Here is a 15112-nt window from a genome sequence, read left to right on the forward strand (position 1 = left end):
TTTGAAAGGGGAATTACTATGAGGAAGCTTGCCGTCGCTATGGCATTGGCCTCCACCGCCCTGGCGTCGCCTGCCCTGGCGCGCGACGACTCTTGGTATGTCGGTGTTGGTGCTGGTGCCATGCTGGTCGAAGACCTTGATCTCGATATCGGTACTTTTAACAATGCCGGTACGCTCGATCATCGCGCTGGTTATGATTTCGAAGGTACCGTTGGTTATGATTTCGGCGGCTTCCGCGCTGAAGTCGAAGTCGGCTATCGTGAAGCCGACATCAAGTCGGGCCGCTTCACGACGCCGGGTATCCCGCAGAACCCTAATGGTTCGGGCGCTCTCGTCACTGGTTCGCGTCCGCTCGCTGGTGATTCGAATGCTCTGAGCTTCATGGTCAACGGCATGCTCGATTTCGGTGACGACGATGGTCTTCAGGGCTTTGTCGGCGCTGGTGCCGGTGTCGCTCGCGTTTCGGTTGAGCCGGTCTATGCCGGTAACTTCCTCGACGATTCGGACACGGGCTTTGCATGGCAGGCAATTGCCGGCGTTCGCGCTCCGCTCAGCGACAACATCGACGTTGGCCTGAAGTATCGCTTCTTCAACGCCGACAACCTCGACCTGGTCGACCAGCTCGGTCGTGACGTTTCGACGCGCTTCCGTTCGCACTCGATCCTGGGCACGTTGACGTTCAACTTCGGTGGTGCTCCGGCGCCGGTGGAACCGGCTCCCCCGCCGCCCCCGCCGCCCCCGCCGCCGCCGCCCCCGCCGCCTCCGCCGCCGCCGGTCGTGGAATGCGCACCCGGACCGTACATCGTGTACTTCGATTGGGATCAGTCGAACATCACGCCGGAAGCCGCTTCGACTCTCGACAACGCGATCAGCGCCTACAACCGTGGTTGCACGGGTACGCAGGTCATGCTCGCCGGTCACGCTGACCGTTCGGGTTCGGCCAAGTACAACGTCGGCCTGTCGGAACGTCGTAACACCGCGGTTCGCAGCTATCTTACCGCTCGCGGTATCTCGGATGGCTCGATCAGCGCGCAGGGCTTCGGCGAAAGCCGCCCGGCCGTTGCAACCGCCGATGGCGTCCGCAACGACCAGAACCGTCGCGTGGAAATCACTTACGGTCCGAACTCGGGCATGTAAGACCGGTTTCCGCTCCCGACTGGGACTGGAAGAAAAAGGAGGGCGGTACCGCAAGGTGCCGCCCTTTCTTTATGCGTGCGTCGCCGATGGCGGCTTCCTGTTGGTGCCCGATATTATGCCTTGCCTGGCTTATTTTATGATATACCATCACAAACGGGCTTGAGATGGTCTTTGGCCCTCAAAGAGGGGTGGGCGCCCGTCGATCGAGGTGCATTCCCTCAACGGGAGAGAGACGATGCGCAGACGTCGCAGCATGTTTCACCGCAGTATTTTCCGTACCGATCCCAATGGCGATCCTGACATCAACACCACGCCGCTGATCGACGTCATGCTCGTGATGCTGGTGATGTTCATCATTACCATCCCGCCGCCGACGCATAGCGTCGACGTGATGTTGCCAGGGATCAAGCCGGGCTCCGCAGACGTTCGTGACGAGAACCGCATCACCATCGATACATCGGATGTGATCCGTTGGAATGGTGAGGCGATCGATCTGGCGCAACTCGGGCTGTTGGTGAAGACGGCGTCGGATCGAACAGCGCCCGCTGCGCTGATGCTCGAGCCCGATGCGCGGGCGCGCTACCTGCGCGTCGATCAGGCGATCGGGGCGATCCGGCGCAATGGTGGGTCGAAACTCGCCTTCCCCGGAATCCAGAATTACGCCAGCGCGATCTGACGGTCGGCGGCCTCCGCCGGTCAGCCGGCGGGGGCAGTTCCGGGCCGGAGATGGCGCAGCACGTAGCCAACATAGTCGGCCTTGCCGAGCGGGACGCCCATATGGCGGAGAACCGCATAAGCGGCGACGCGGTGGAAATAAAATTGAGGCAGCGCCCAATCACGAACATATTCGAACGCCGTCATGTCGAAGATCATGCCGTTCGGTAATTCGAAGCTTACCACCCGACCGCCATCATTGCCGAGCGCATCGACCGCGACGGTGTCGAGAAAGGCCAGTGCCGCGGCGATCTGGTTCTGCATCGTGGCGAAATCGCTCGCATCGTCGGCAAATTCCGGACCGCCCTCTACGCCAAGGCGCGTGAGCGGCTGGATCGCCTGCGTACATGTCGAGCGGACCTGCGCGGCGAGCGGGAACATATCGGGCGCCAGCCGGGCCACTGCGAACTGCAATTCGCCGATGCCATTCTCCGAACCCCAGGTGAGCGCGCGGGCGAGCTCTGCCGACAAGGCTTTCAGGCCGTTTTGATAGGCCGGGACGGTGAGGTCATAGAGCATCATCTTATCCTTCGTGGACGGAGTGGATCAGGAGGCGGCGAGATTGTCCTGGAATTGCAGCCGCGCGAGGCGGGCATAGAGCCCGTCGGCAGCGACAAGCACGTCATGCTTGCCTTCTTCGACGATGCGGCCGTCGTCCATCACGATGATGCGGTCGGCTGCGCGCACGGTTGCGAGACGGTGCGCGATGACGATCGTCGTGCGGTCGTGCATCAGCGTTTCGAGCGCGTCCTGGACGAGCTTTTCGGATTCGGCGTCGAGCGCCGACGTCGCTTCGTCGAGCAGTAGCAGCGGCGCTCGGCGCAGCAGCGCACGCGCGATCGCGACGCGCTGGCGCTGGCCGCCGGAAAGGCGCGCGCCGCCTTCGCCCATGAAGGTGTCGAGGCCTTGCGGCAGCTTGCGCAGGAACTCTTCCGCGTTGGCCGCGCGCGCGGCGTCCCAGAGATCCTCGTCGGTTGCGTCCCAATTTCCATAGCGGAGGTTGTCGCGCGCCGAGGCGGCGAAGATCACCGTTTCCTGCGGCACCATCGCAATGCGTGCCCGGATGTCCGCAGGGTCGGCTTCGGTGAGCGGGATGCCGTCAAGCAGGATCTGTCCGCCCTTCGGGTCGTAGAAACGCTCGGCGAGCTGGAAGAGCGTCGATTTGCCGGCGCCCGAGGGGCCGACGATTGCGACGGTCTCGCGCGGGTTGATCGCGAGCGAGAAATTATGAAGCGCCGGGGCGTCGGGGCGCGTCGGGTAGTGGAATTCGACGTTCGCGAACTCGAGTGTTCCGACGGGTGGTTCGGGGAAGGAGCGCGGTTTTGAAGGCGGCGCGATGCTGGCTTCGGCATTCAGCAGTTCGCTCAGGCGCTCGGCGGCACCGGCAGCGCGGAGCAGGTCGCCATAGACTTCGGTGAGGGCACCGAACGCGCCCGCGACCAGTCCGCCGGTAAGGACGAAGGCGGCGATCGTGCCGCCGGTGATCGTTCCAGCCGCGACGCCCGCGGCGCCATACCAGAGCAAAGTCGTGATCGCGCCGAACAGCAGCCCGATGACGATCGCGGTCATCGCCGCGCGCAGGCGGATGCGGCGCTTGGCCGTCGCGAAATTAGCCTCGACAGCCGTCGTGAAGCGCTCTGCCTCACGGTCCTCCTGCCCGAATGCCTGGACGATCTTCATTGCGCCGAGTTGTTCGGCCGTCGTCGCGCCGATGTCGGCGACGCGATCCTGGCTCGTCCGCGAGACATTCTGCAGCTTTCGGCCGAGCAGAACGATCGGCATGATGATCACCGGGATGCCGAGCAGGATGCCGCCGGTCAGCTTGGGCGATAGCGTGAAGAGATAGGCGATGCCGCCGATGCCCATCACCGTGTTGCGCAGCGCGACCGAGACGGTGGTGCCGACGGTTTGCTCGATGATCGAGGTGTCCGACGTCATGCGCGAGGCGATTTCCGACGGGCGGTTCTCCTCGAAGAAGCCGGGGGCGAGGCGGAGCAGGTTGCGCTGCACCGCCTGGCGGATGTCGGCAACGGTGCGTTCGCCCAGCCAGCTGACGAAATAGAAGCGCAGCGCGGTCGCGATCGCGAGCAGCAGCACGATGACATAGAAGAAGCGGAAATGCGGGGCGACGTCGCCGCCGCCGGCGACGAAGCCGCTGTCGATCATTTCCTTGAATTGGTAAGGAATCGCGAGCGTCGCGAGCGCGGCGATACCGAGCGCGACGGCGGCGATCAGCAGTTGCAGCGGATAGCGGCTGGCATAGTGCCAGATCATGCGCAGGCTGCCGAGCTTGCGGCGGGGCTGTTCGGATTTTTCGGATGTGGTCGCCATGGACGACGGCCCTAGCAGTCCCGCCGATGCCGCTCAACGCCGCAGAATGACGCATGGCTTCAAGCGCTTTGAAGCAGGGGGACAGGATTGCCACGAAAAGGGCGCGCCCGATTGTCACCGGTTGTCCAGCTGTGCGCGCACCGCGCGGAGGCCTGCTTGCGTGATGCGGTACGGCGCGCCGTTCTGCGAACCGATAAAACCGCGCCGCCGTAGCCGGTTGAACAGCGACAGACCCGTGTTTGCCAGCACATGTCCGTCGCGGGTGAAGCACAGCGCTTCGATGATCTGGCCGTTTTCGCTGCGCCGATGGTGGATCATGCCGCCCTGCGCCAGCACGTGGAGCATGCGCTGCTCCGCTTTCGAAATATTCATGGGATATGTCCGGGATTTTCAAGCAACAAAGGCGCGCTGGCCCGTTGGCCCGCACGCTGCGCACATCCCGATTACGCCGGGATGTTAGCGGTTGCCCGCAATCTCAGACATATTCACTCCTTCGGCGCATCACGCGCCGTGTGCGCAGAATATTCGCAACCGGGACGTCCCGCAATGATTTTGATGCATTGCACAATAGGGCGGAGCCCCTAGACTGCTAACCAACGCACAGGCGCCGAAGAGCGCCGCCGGGGCCACGCAAGGAACGATTACATATGCTCTATCACGCCTTTGACATGCAGAAGAATTGGCTCGCAGGGGCGAGTGCGCTGGCTACCGCGGGCGCACAGGTGATGCAGCACCCTGCGAATCCGCTCGGCTATTTCAGCGGCAGCCCGATGTTTGCCTCGGCGCTCGAGGTCTTCGCGCATGCGTCGGCGCCGCGCGGCAAGCCGGGGTTTGGGCTCTACGAAGCCGAAGTCGAGGGTGAGATGGTCCGGGTGACCGAGGTTGTGGAGGCGCGCAAGCCGTTCGGCCAGCTCAAGCATTTCAAGCACAAGGGATCGAAAGACGCGCCCAAGCTGCTGATCGTCGCGCCGATGTCGGGCCACTATGCCACGCTGCTGCGCGGCACGGTCGAACGGATGCTGCCCGGGCATGACGTCTGGATTACCGACTGGCGCGACGCGCGCAACGTGCCGCTGGAGGCGGGCAGGTTCGATCTCGACGATTATATCGATTATCTGATTTCGTGGCTCGAACATATCGGCCCCGATGCGCACGTGCTGGCGGTGTGCCAGCCGTCGGTGCCGAGTCTCGCCGCTGCAGCGATCATGGCGGCGAACAAGCACAGGTGCCGACCGAAGACGCTGACGATGATGGGCGGCCCGATCGACACGCGCAAGGCGCCGACCGCGGTCAACGAGCATGCGATGACGCGGCCGCACGCATGGTTCCAGGAAAATGTCATCGCAACCGTGCCGGCCTATTATCCGGGCGCGGGCCGACGCGTCTATCCGGGCTTTCTCCAGCTTGCCGGCTTCATGTCGATGAACCTTGGCAATCATATGATGAGCCATTGGAGCATGTTCAAACATCTGGTCGACGGCGACGGTGAGAATGCGGACAAGACCAAGGAATTTTATGACGAATATCGCGCGGTGTGCGACATGACGTCCGAATTCTACCTTCAGACGGTCGATGTCGTGTTCCAGCGCCACCTGCTGCCAAAGGGCGAGATGTTGCACCGAGGCCAACCTGTCGATGTCGGTGCGATCGAGGATATCGCGATCCTCGCGATCGAGGGCGAGCGCGACGATATTTCGGGGATCGGCCAGACCAAGGCGGCACTGACGATCGCCAAGTCGCTGCCCGCCGACCAGAAGAAATATCTGATGGTGAAGGGCGTTGGCCATTATGGCATCTTCAACGGCCGTAAATGGCGCGACGAGATTGCGCCGGTCGTGGAGAAATGGATCCGCGCGCACGGCGGCTGATGTCGGTTTGCAGCTGACCTAATTGAACAGGATGGTCCCCCCTGTCGCGCAGCGATGGGAGGAACTTTTTGCCTCGTACCCAACCTGATCGTCGGCCTTATGGTCAGCGAGCGGCCAAACGATAACGTTCACAATAGAGCTTGCCCGCCTTAGATGCGGGGGATAGCTTGTTCCCATAGCATTCCTCGTCGACCTCGTCTGTTTCCTGCTGATGCTGGTTCTTTGCTGCGGATTGGTTCGCGGGGCGATGGCGGACCGTCCGCTCGGCAACCTCTCGCTGCGCATCGTCGCGCTGGACGATGCGATCCTCTGGATCGGCCTTGCCGTGCTGCTGTTTCTTCACAAGGGCGAGGGCGGCGAGATGTTTTCGGTCGGTTTGGCCCAAATTGGGGCCATCGGTGTCTTTGCGGCGATGATCCTGCTGCGCGGGCGCTTTGCCTTGTCACCTGCCCGATCATATTCTCTTTAGCGCTGTGCTGGGCATCGCCTATCTGTCGGCGGGCGCCTATTTTGCAGGCGTGCTCACCCCGAAATCACTTGCCGGGAGACTGCAGCCCGAGGCGCTAGGCCGCCCCCGGTGCTGGCAGGCGCGCGAGCAGCGCGACGAGCTGGGCCTGCGTCGTGGCGCCGGTCTTGCGGAAAATGCCTTTCAGCAGGAAACGCACGGCGTTGACGCTGACGGCGCGCAGCGCGGCATAATCTTGCAGCGTATCACCCGCGGCGAGTGCGACAGCGAGACGGGCTTCGGCTGGCGTCAGACCGAACCATTGCGCAACGCGGTCAATTTCGACCACCGGGGTTTCTCCCGGCGAGCTGCCCAAGGTGACGATCAGCGAGGCGCCAAGGCTTATGCCGTTCATCTGCTGCGCCGACTGGCGCGTGATACGCGCGACCAGCACTGGGCATTCTTTGCCCGAGGGGCTGACTGCTTGAAAGGCCAGCCCGGCGGGTGCGGCGCTTTTGACCAGGTTGATGAGGTGTTTCTGGCTGGCAGGATGGGTGAAGGCGAAGCGGTCCTGCGCGGTGCGGATGAAGCCAGCCTTCTCATAGCGTGCAGCGCGGCTGTTGACCGCGAGAATATTGAGTTGGTCGTCGAGACTGAAGATTGCGAAGGGTGCGGCGTCGGCAGCGGCGCGGGCGGCGCCCGCGGCAAGGTCGAGCGTCGCGATCCGATCGCTGATCCGCATCGCGCGCTGGATATGCGGCGCAAGGACGCGAAGGCCGCGCTTCAATTGCGCGACGTCGCGGTCGCCGGGGCCGGGGATCATCAGCCCAAGCCGTTCGCCGCCGCGCCGATCGAGCAGCACCGCGATCATCCGGTCGATCCCCCAGGGCGCAAGGAAATTACGGAAAAATTCGGTTTCCAGAAACTCCTCGCGCGTCATGATGTCATTGCTGTCGACGACGCTGCCGTTGCCGTAGCGCATGAGTTTTCGCGACCAGGGGTGGTTGCCGGCGTAGACCGCCGAATAGATTTCCTGCACGCCCGCAGCAAGTCCGCTCGCCGCGACGAAGCGCGCCGTCGGCGGATTATTCCCCTCCCACAGGATGAAGGCGGCCTCCCAGCTGAGTGGGCAAAGCGTGGCCGTTATGCGGGCGAGGGTTTCGTTCCAGCTTTCGGGATGGAGTACCGAGTCGTAGACTTGCCCGATCAGTGCGTTGAGCACTTCCCATTCGTCCGGCGCATTATGGTCGGTAGGAAAGGTCGAAATATTGCCCACCTGCATGCACTTCCCCCCAGAAGACCCGCAGCACCGCCATTTGATAGGAGCGCGGTGCGGATAGCAAGTGCAATGCGATAAAATGAAAATATTCTGTCTCCTACCCAGGTGGGTAGTGAAACAATCGCCCGAATCGGTCATTCAGGTGGTGCGACCCGAGGAAGGTGGAACCAAGGCCATCTTGCTCTCTTGAAGTCCGTCGGCTTGCCGGCGGACTTCATTTTTGTGTGCGGAAGATCCCGGCCATATCCGGCTTCACCCCGTAGAAGACACTCCGCGTCAGAAAATGCGGCGGCTCTTCCCCCAAAAGTGGACTTGCGGCAGATCGAGGATCAGGGGGCGATCGCCAATCCGTCGCCGTTTTTGCCCGCCGCGATCCGGCGTAGCACCTTGCCGCTCGCGAGGTCGATTTCGGCTACCTTATCGTGCCCCGTTTCGGCCGCATAAAGTCGCTTCGAATCAGCGCTGAACAGCAATGTTACCTGGCCCTTTGCCTGCTCACCCGACACGATGATCGTTCGCACCGGCGCACGCGTTTCGGCATCGAACAGGTTTATCGTCCCCGCGGCGATGTTGCTCGTCGCGACGAATTTTCCATCGGGACTCGTCAACACGCGGATCGCGACCGGATCGACGGGCTGTTCCGCGATCTTCTTGCCCTTGTTCGTGTCCCAGACCTGCACGCGCGGCGCATCGAGATCGCCGATCCAGAGTTCGTCCCCCTGCTTGGTCAGCGACAGCCCCTCGGGTTTGCCGCCGACAGCGAAGTCACGCAGCTTCTTTGCCGTCTTGAGGTCGAGCACGCTCACCGTCCCCGACGCGATATTGGCGGTGTAGGCGGTGCGGTTGCCGGGCGCGACGACGATCATATGCGTCCCCTTCTGCCCGGTCGAAATCGACGTCAGCTTGCCATCGGGCGCAACCACCGCAACGGAATCGCTGCCCTCGGTCGTCGCGACCAGCCGCCCGTCGGACAGCCACAGCAGCCCGTGCGGCCGCTGGTTGGGGCTGAGGTCGATCGTCCGGACCTTGGTCCGGCTCGCCACATCGAACACGTCGATCGTCGTGCTGCCATAGGCGACGACCGCCGCCTGCTTGCCGTCGGGCGAGATCGCAATCTCGTGCGGCATCTTGCCCGTCGGCAGCCGCGCCAGTTCCTCGCCCGATGCAAGCGCGATAACGCTCAGCGTATCCTCCCCCTTGTTCCCGACGAGCAGGGTTTCGGCCCTGGTCGGCGCGGTGAGAAAGAGGGCGCAAAAGGCGGCGGTGATCGTGCGGCGCATGGCAGGTCTCCCGGTTTTTGAGGGTGCCACCCTATCCGCGGGCGCGGCAACGACAACCCGGCTTCGACCAGCGACATGGCCCGCATTACGATAAGTTAACTGTAAAGCATGCCCGCACGTTCCTAGCCGATGTTCCCGGCGGCCTTTCGCGCCGCCGGTCAAGACAGGAGGGGGAATATGGGTCTGTCATCCATCGATATCGAGGCGTTGCCGTTGCTCGACACCGCGGTTGGCTTGTTCGGCTCGCTCGTCGGCGAAACCGCGTCTTCTGGTCCATCGCTGTTCGAACTCGCGGTTACCATCGCGCTCATCGTCTACGAATAATCTGCGGCGGGGACCGATGAGCATGCCAAATGCGGCGCCATCGGTTCCCCCGTTTTAGGTAAAACGCGCCATGTCCTCCCGCCACAATCATTTTCCCGGCACAGATGCAGCGCGCCGGCTGGCGATCCGCCGCGCCGTAACAGACCTCGATGCCGCGTGGAGTATCGCCGACGTCGCCCCCGACGGTTTGATCTTCGCGATCGACACGCTCGCTGATGCGCCCGCCGATCTCGCGATCGTGGGGCTTCTGCCGTGGCTCACCAATATAGATTGGCTCCGGACGCGGCTCGACGCGGCGCTGGCATTGCTGACGGCCGATTATTTTGCGCGCCCGCCTTTGCGTCCTCTGGGTGGGGGCGAGGGCGGTGCCGGCGGGCTGATCCTCGCCGATCGCGGGGCGATCCGTCTGACGCTCCATCTGCGGCCTTTTGCGGCGAATGCGCCCGCCCCCGCCGCGATGGTCTTTGTTCCCGGCCGCGCGGCGCTTTATATCATCGATTGCGGTGGTGCCGAGCTTTGCATGCACGAGGTTACGGTCAGCGCAGCAGAGGAAGCGGGCGCTTTCACTGCGAGCGCTGCGGCCTCCTGTCGCAGCCTGCCGCCGCGCCGGCTACAGACCGGCGAGACGCTGCATCTCGACACTGCGCGCCAAGGCTTCACCTTTGCGGGAGGCGCCCGCGACCTGTTGTTTCTCGAACTCACCGTCCGGCCACCGTCACCGCTCCCGATGCGGGCCTATGATATTGCGAGCGGGAAGTTGATCCATGTCAGCGCGTCGCGTCGCGACAGCAGTTTTCGCCAGATCGCGCTTACGCTGCTCCGCCATCTCGGGCGCGCTGACGCCGCGCCCTTCTTCGTCGCGGAGACCCGAAGCGAGGATTTTGCAGCACGCTGGAACGCGATGCGCGAGCTGGTTGCTCTCGACCCCGCGACGGCGCGCGCACCTCTCGAGCGCATGGCGGCGACCGATCCGCATTCAGAGGTTCGCCGCGCCGCCGCGGCGACGCTCGCGCTCTTCTCCCTGCCTTCCGGTGAGACGGGGCGGGAGGGGGGTGGAAGGCCGGGGCCTTGCACGAGCCCGGAGCCTTCCACCCTTATATCCGCTCCCCGCGCTTCGGGGGCCGCGCCATGCCCCGCCTGATCGACCCGCCCGCGGGCGTCGCTTTGGACCTCGACGACGTCGCTGCGCACATCGATGAGATCGGCGTCGATCTCACCGATGAGGACAGCATCGCTTCCTGCGCCGATCTGCTTGCCGGCCTTGCGCGTAATCCCGACTTCCTCGCCGACCGCGTCATCGCCGCGCTCAAGGCCAGCTACGCCGACCAGCTCGAAATCAACCGCTATTCCGCGCAAGTTTTCTTGCTCCACCGCAGCCCGCGCGGGTTTTACCTTCGTGCCAATATGTGGCCCTCCGAACGCGACGCCGCCTATATCGCGAGCGGCTCCGCCGCTTTCTCCTACCGCATTCCGCACGACCATAATTTCTCTTTCCTCACCGCGGGCTATTTCGGTCCGGGCTATGTCAGCGATTATTTTGATTACGACCCCGAAACCGTCGACGGTCGCCTTGGTGAGCCGTTGAACCTGACATTTGTAGAGCGCAGCCAGTTGAGCCAAGGCGGGATGATGCTCTACCGCGCTCACCGTGACATCCATAGTCAGCTTCCTCCGGCCAGCCTGTCGGTCAGTCTCAACATCATGGACGAAGGCGAACATGTTCCCTGGCGCGATCAATATATCGTCGACCTCGAGCACGGCACGATCGCCAAACGCCCGACGCTGACGAGCGGGGAGATGCTGCTCCGCTGCGCGGTGCATCTGACCGACAATGGGCGCGATGTTGCCGAACAGTTCGCGAAGGCGCATCCGGTGCCGCGGGTGCGTGCGAATGCAATTGCGGCGCTTGCGGCGGTGGCGGCGGAACCGGTCACCATATTGGAACGCGGACTGGCCGACCGTGACCCTCGTGTTCGCGACGATTGTGCACGCTGGCTGAGCCTGTAGCTTCGCCTGCTGACAGCGCCGCTTTCGGCTGCTAGGGCGCGGCGCATGACCACTCCGCTTTCGCATATCCGCAACTTCTCCATCATTGCGCACATCGACCATGGCAAGTCGACGCTTGCCGACCGGCTGATCCAGTTCACCGGCGGGCTGACCGCGCGCGAGATGTCGGCGCAAGTCCTTGATAATATGGACATCGAGAAGGAGCGCGGGATCACGATCAAGGCGCAGACGGTGCGCCTGAAGTATAAGGCGCATGATGGTGAGACGTACGAACTCAACCTGATGGACACGCCCGGCCACGTCGACTTCGCCTATGAAGTGTCGCGCAGCCTCGCGGCGTGCGAGGGCGCTTTGCTGGTGGTCGATGCGGCGCAGGGCGTCGAGGCGCAGACGCTGGCGAATGTGTATCAGTCGATCGAGCATGATCATGAAATCGTGCCCGTTATCAACAAGATCGACCTGCCCGCGGCCGACGTCGACAAGGTGAAGGCCGAGATCGAGGACATCATCGGGCTGCCCGCCGACGATGCGGTGCTCGCATCCGCAAAGGCCGGTATCGGCATCGAGGAAGCGCTGGAAGCGATCGTCACGCGCATCCCGCCGCCGAAGGGCGACGCGAATGAGCCGCTCAAGGCGATGCTGGTCGACAGCTGGTACGACCCGTACCTCGGCGTCGTCATCCTGATCCGCGTCATCGACGGCGTGCTGAAAAAGGGTCAGCAGATCAAGTTCATGCAGGCGGGGACCACCCATCTGATCGACCGCGTCGGCTGTTTCACGCCGAAGATCGAGCAGCTCGCCGAGCTGGGCCCCGGCGAGATCGGTTTCATCACCGCGCAGATCAAGGACGTCGCACAGGCGCGCGTCGGCGACACCGTGACCGACGCGAAAAAGCCCGCGGCCAAGGCGCTGCCGGGGTTCAAGGAAGTCCAGCCCGTCGTCTTCTGCGGCATGTTCCCGACCGACGCGAACGACTTCGAGAAGCTGCGCGAAAGCATCCAGAAGCTCCGCCTCAACGACGCGAGCTTCTCGTTCGAAATGGAAAGCTCGGCGGCGCTCGGCTTCGGCTTCCGCTGCGGCTTCCTTGGCCTGCTCCACCTCGAGATCATTCAGGAGCGGCTGACCCGCGAATATGACCTCGACCTGATCACCACCGCGCCGTCGGTGGTGTACAAGCTGAAGCTGGGTCATACCAAGAATGAGGCGGCGAAGGAGATCGAACTCCACAACCCCGCCGACATGCCCGACCCGAACCGCATCGAAGAGATCGAGGAGCCGTGGATCGAGGCGGTGATCTATGTCCCCGACGAATATCTCGGCCCGATCCTGAAGCTGTGCCAGGACCGCCGCGGGGTGCAGAAAAATCTCACCTATGTCGGCGGCCGCGCGCAGATCACCTATGAACTGCCGCTCAACGAAGTCGTGTTCGATTTCTATGACCGGCTGAAAAGCATCAGCCGCGGCTACGCCAGCTTCGACTATCACCAGATCGGCCACCGCCCCGGCGACCTCGTCAAGATGAGCATCCTCGTCAACAACGAGCCGGTCGACGCGCTGAGCATGATCGTCCACCGCGGCACCGCCGAAACGCGCGGCCGCGGCATGTGCGAGCGGCTGAAGGACCTGATCCCGCGCCACATGTTCAAGATCCCGATCCAAGCCGCGATCGGCGGCAAGGTGATCGCCCGCGAAACCATCGCCGCGCTGCGCAAGGACGTGACCGCCAAATGCTACGGCGGTGACGCGACCCGCAAGAAAAAGCTGCTGGAAAAGCAGAAAGAGGGCAAAAAGCGGATGCGTGAGTACGGCAATGTAAACATTCCGCAGGAGGCGTTTATTGCTGCATTGCGGATGGGGGACGACGCCTAATCCGCCCTTTTCGTCAAAGCAGAATGAGAGGTAGGCCACTCAGACGAAGTTGCGGGACGGCTTCGCCCCTGCTTGCCCTTGGTTTCAGAGCTGAACATCCTCATGGCGCTGATATAGCTGTTTTAGGTCAGCGTGAGCCACACGGAACTGACTTCGCCGTTTTATTTGCGGTGCTCCGGAAGAGGCATTTTCAACTTTTACTGCGGGATCGTAATAAATTCTGCCCGCAGCAAAAGCTTTTAGGAACAGCAAGAAGTCCGTTTGTTCGCAAAGGAGAACATTAGCTCCATAGCTGTATTCGGGAGGCGGCGTACGGAACAACGAAGGTACATATGCGGCTTGCGCATGTTTGCGGTTCCAGTGCGCCATCATGCCTTTGAACGTCCAGGAGGCCGCGATCTCTTCAGCGGCATCGATGAGCGCCATGCCGCCATCAAAGTCGGTGATCTTGCCTGTCGCCTCATCATAGCCGGTCAGTGTCATGCGAAGACCAGTCAGCGCATGATGTGCCCGCTGACAGTCATAGCGGCCGCCAAAATTAACTCTGTCGGGCTTGCCTGCCTGATCGGGGTACCCGAATCGTTTCATGAATGCGACGACGCCTTCGGTGCGATAAATGCCGCCGGTCGGTTCTGGCGTCATCAGCGTGACCGGCGACATAGGCCTGAAAGACACAAAGTCACGGACGCCATATTGTTTTACCTCCCAGCCCATGAAGTCGGGCTCAGCATAGCTATTGGGCGTAATTCCCAGCTCAGCTTCCAAGGTGTAGCCACCGCCATTGCGAGCGGAGTATGAGGTTTTCGTGCCATCGGCGGCGAGCTTTTGCGAGGCGATCCACTGCAACTGCCAGATACGGCGCAGCTTGTTCAACAGTTGAATCCGAGGACTCTGGGCATGGGCAAGTGTCAGCGGCAATTCGAGGAAGACGCCAACCGTTGGCCAGTCGTACGCGTTCAATTCAGTGGCAATGGGGTCGTCGGAAGCCGCAGCGTAACCCATTACTTCACCCAGCGGAGTTATCCCGAGAATAAGCATGCGCCCTTCATCGCGGACGCGCATGATCTTTGCGGGAGCTGCTTGGCAGCCCCAGAGAAAGCCGGACATGCGGATTTCCGGATATTTCGGATAGAGGATCAGGCCGGTGTTGGGTGCATGGTGCCGCTGGGCGTCATCGATCCAGTAGAAGTCGACCGTCGCTTTTGCACGATCACGGATGGCGCCGGCTACATCCGCATCGTCGATATAAATATTTCCGTGCGGGATTATGTTGAGCGCGGAGAAGTCGCCGCCGAGGTATATCTGATTTTTGGAATTGTCATTGGGTGCAAGCTTTTTGGCATATATACGCGTTGCCCCATGATGCCGCATCAGGCCCAGCAATTGTTCCAGTGATGCGACCAACTATCCGCCCCTTATCGTGATCGTTTGCTTATCCGACTGTATCCAGCCGATCAGTTGTTGCATAGCTTCGGGGAAATCGAGTCTGGTTCGCCCTTTCAGCGCACACTCCCAGGCAGTTGCAACCCTCCAGCCAGTCGCCAGCAACTCCGCGACAGCCTTTTCATCATTTTTGACGTTGCGCGCGATTTTCTCGCGCCAGAAGTCATCTCGTGTCGCTGGCCAAGTGAACAGATGGCAGTCGTGCCGATGCCAAAAGCAACCATTCACGAAAATGACCGCTTTGTGGCGAGGAAAGGTAAGATCGGGTGTCCCGGGCAGGTGTTTCGCATGCAGCCGAAAGCGCAGTCCGGCCGCATGCATTGCCCTGCGGATCAGTAGCTCAGGTTTTGTATGGCCGCCTTTGATAGCAGCCATATTACGGCTGCGGGTCGCCGCGTCGTGAACGTCGACCACG

The 15112-nt window shown here is 62.3% G+C and carries 15 protein-coding genes; 8 read left to right on the forward strand and 7 right to left on the reverse strand.

Annotation, left to right across the window (positions count from 1 at the left end; genetic code table 11):
- Positions 1–18 precede the first annotated feature (18 nt).
- Both AC3A43_RS11665 and AC3A43_RS11670 read left to right on the forward strand, forming a co-directional pair.
- Complete coding sequence (locus tag AC3A43_RS11665; protein ID WP_487792699.1) at positions 19–1137, forward strand: OmpA family protein; 1119 nt, start codon at positions 19–21, stop codon at positions 1135–1137.
- Between the two features lie 235 nt (positions 1138–1372).
- On the forward strand, positions 1373–1813 hold the full coding sequence (locus AC3A43_RS11670) for an ExbD/TolR family protein (RefSeq protein WP_487792700.1): 441 nt from the start codon (positions 1373–1375) through the stop codon (positions 1811–1813).
- 20 nt (positions 1814–1833) lie between these two features.
- On the opposite strand, the gene AC3A43_RS11675 is transcribed toward AC3A43_RS11670, so the two are convergent.
- The 3 genes from AC3A43_RS11675 to AC3A43_RS11685 all read right to left on the reverse strand — a co-directional run bounded on the left by AC3A43_RS11675 (position 1834) and on the right by AC3A43_RS11685 (position 4554).
- Positions 1834–2373, reverse strand: a complete 540-nt coding sequence (locus AC3A43_RS11675; protein ID WP_487792701.1) for a DUF1993 domain-containing protein — start codon at positions 2371–2373, stop codon at positions 1834–1836.
- Positions 2374–2397: 24 nt separating this feature from the next.
- Positions 2398–4182 carry an ABC transporter transmembrane domain-containing protein gene (locus AC3A43_RS11680; protein ID WP_487792702.1) on the reverse strand — a complete coding sequence of 595 codons (1785 nt, stop codon included), beginning with the start codon at positions 4180–4182 and terminating at the stop codon, positions 2398–2400.
- Between the two features lie 114 nt (positions 4183–4296).
- The gene (locus AC3A43_RS11685; protein ID WP_487792703.1) at positions 4297–4554 is read right to left on the reverse strand and encodes a YjhX family toxin; all 258 of its coding nucleotides are present in this window, start codon (positions 4552–4554) and stop codon (positions 4297–4299) included.
- Between the two features lie 275 nt (positions 4555–4829).
- Between AC3A43_RS11685 and AC3A43_RS11690 the strand changes: the two genes are divergently transcribed.
- Positions 4830–6050: a polyhydroxyalkanoate depolymerase gene (locus tag AC3A43_RS11690; RefSeq protein ID WP_487792704.1), complete on the forward strand. Its 1221-nt coding sequence runs from the start codon at positions 4830–4832 to the stop codon at positions 6048–6050.
- A 247-nt stretch (positions 6051–6297) separates the two neighbouring features.
- Positions 6298–6519, forward strand: a complete 222-nt coding sequence (locus AC3A43_RS11695) for a hypothetical protein (RefSeq protein WP_487792705.1) — start codon at positions 6298–6300, stop codon at positions 6517–6519.
- Positions 6520–6613: 94 nt separating this feature from the next.
- Here AC3A43_RS11695 and AC3A43_RS11700 read toward each other — a convergent pair whose 3' ends face one another.
- The gene (locus AC3A43_RS11700; protein ID WP_487792706.1) at positions 6614–7777 is read right to left on the reverse strand and encodes a helix-turn-helix transcriptional regulator; all 1164 of its coding nucleotides are present in this window, start codon (positions 7775–7777) and stop codon (positions 6614–6616) included.
- Positions 7778–8103: 326 nt separating this feature from the next.
- Positions 8104–9054, reverse strand: coding sequence for a beta-propeller fold lactonase family protein (locus AC3A43_RS11705; RefSeq protein ID WP_487792707.1), 951 nt, complete (start codon positions 9052–9054; stop codon positions 8104–8106).
- Between the two features lie 177 nt (positions 9055–9231).
- On the opposite strand from AC3A43_RS11705, the gene AC3A43_RS11710 reads away from it, so the two are divergent.
- From AC3A43_RS11710 to lepA, 4 genes are all read left to right on the forward strand, one after another.
- Complete coding sequence (locus AC3A43_RS11710) at positions 9232–9378, forward strand: hypothetical protein (protein ID WP_487792708.1); 147 nt, start codon at positions 9232–9234, stop codon at positions 9376–9378.
- A 70-nt stretch (positions 9379–9448) separates the two neighbouring features.
- The gene (locus AC3A43_RS11715) at positions 9449–10519 is read left to right on the forward strand and encodes a HEAT repeat domain-containing protein (RefSeq protein ID WP_487792709.1); all 1071 of its coding nucleotides are present in this window, start codon (positions 9449–9451) and stop codon (positions 10517–10519) included.
- Complete coding sequence (locus AC3A43_RS11720) at positions 10507–11385, forward strand: transposase (protein ID WP_487792710.1); 879 nt, start codon at positions 10507–10509, stop codon at positions 11383–11385. The genes AC3A43_RS11715 and AC3A43_RS11720 overlap by 13 nt, the downstream gene beginning before the upstream one ends.
- Positions 11386–11430: 45 nt before the next feature.
- Complete coding sequence (gene lepA, locus AC3A43_RS11725) at positions 11431–13254, forward strand: translation elongation factor 4 (protein WP_487792711.1); 1824 nt, start codon at positions 11431–11433, stop codon at positions 13252–13254.
- 84 nt (positions 13255–13338) lie between these two features.
- Here the strand turns inward: lepA and AC3A43_RS11730 are convergent, their stop codons facing one another.
- Together AC3A43_RS11730 and AC3A43_RS11735 are read right to left on the reverse strand one after the other, a co-directional pair.
- Positions 13339–14658 (reverse strand): MvaI/BcnI family restriction endonuclease, encoded by a 1320-nt coding sequence (locus AC3A43_RS11730; protein ID WP_487792712.1) that lies wholly within the window; start codon positions 14656–14658, stop codon positions 13339–13341.
- Positions 14659–15111 carry a very short patch repair endonuclease gene (locus AC3A43_RS11735; RefSeq protein ID WP_487792713.1) on the reverse strand — a complete coding sequence of 151 codons (453 nt, stop codon included), beginning with the start codon at positions 15109–15111 and terminating at the stop codon, positions 14659–14661.
- Position 15112: the final 1 nt, after the last annotated feature.

This window comes from Sphingopyxis sp. Soil_C_28 (assembly GCF_057657055.1).

What these genes read in the sequence shown, in the direction of transcription:
- AC3A43_RS11700 (WP_487792706.1), bottom strand. Translation starts at nt 7,777, where the DNA reads ATGCAGGTGGGCAATATTTCGACCTTTCCTACCGACCATAATGCGCCG.
- AC3A43_RS11675 (WP_487792701.1), bottom strand. Translation starts at nt 2,373, where the DNA reads ATGATGCTCTATGACCTCACCGTCCCGGCCTATCAAAACGGCCTGAAA.
- AC3A43_RS11705 (WP_487792707.1), bottom strand. Translation starts at nt 9,054, where the DNA reads ATGCGCCGCACGATCACCGCCGCCTTTTGCGCCCTCTTTCTCACCGCG.
- AC3A43_RS11720 (WP_487792710.1), top strand. Translation starts at nt 10,507, where the DNA reads ATGCCCCGCCTGATCGACCCGCCCGCGGGCGTCGCTTTGGACCTCGAC.
- AC3A43_RS11685 (WP_487792703.1), bottom strand. Translation starts at nt 4,554, where the DNA reads ATGAATATTTCGAAAGCGGAGCAGCGCATGCTCCACGTGCTGGCGCAG.
- AC3A43_RS11715 (WP_487792709.1), top strand. Translation starts at nt 9,449, where the DNA reads ATGTCCTCCCGCCACAATCATTTTCCCGGCACAGATGCAGCGCGCCGG.
- lepA (WP_487792711.1), top strand. Translation starts at nt 11,431, where the DNA reads ATGACCACTCCGCTTTCGCATATCCGCAACTTCTCCATCATTGCGCAC.
- AC3A43_RS11690 (WP_487792704.1), top strand. Translation starts at nt 4,830, where the DNA reads ATGCTCTATCACGCCTTTGACATGCAGAAGAATTGGCTCGCAGGGGCG.
- AC3A43_RS11670 (WP_487792700.1), top strand. Translation starts at nt 1,373, where the DNA reads ATGCGCAGACGTCGCAGCATGTTTCACCGCAGTATTTTCCGTACCGAT.
- AC3A43_RS11665 (WP_487792699.1), top strand. Translation starts at nt 19, where the DNA reads ATGAGGAAGCTTGCCGTCGCTATGGCATTGGCCTCCACCGCCCTGGCG.
- AC3A43_RS11710 (WP_487792708.1), top strand. Translation starts at nt 9,232, where the DNA reads ATGGGTCTGTCATCCATCGATATCGAGGCGTTGCCGTTGCTCGACACC.
- AC3A43_RS11695 (WP_487792705.1), top strand. Translation starts at nt 6,298, where the DNA reads ATGGCGGACCGTCCGCTCGGCAACCTCTCGCTGCGCATCGTCGCGCTG.
- AC3A43_RS11680 (WP_487792702.1), bottom strand. Translation starts at nt 4,182, where the DNA reads ATGGCGACCACATCCGAAAAATCCGAACAGCCCCGCCGCAAGCTCGGC.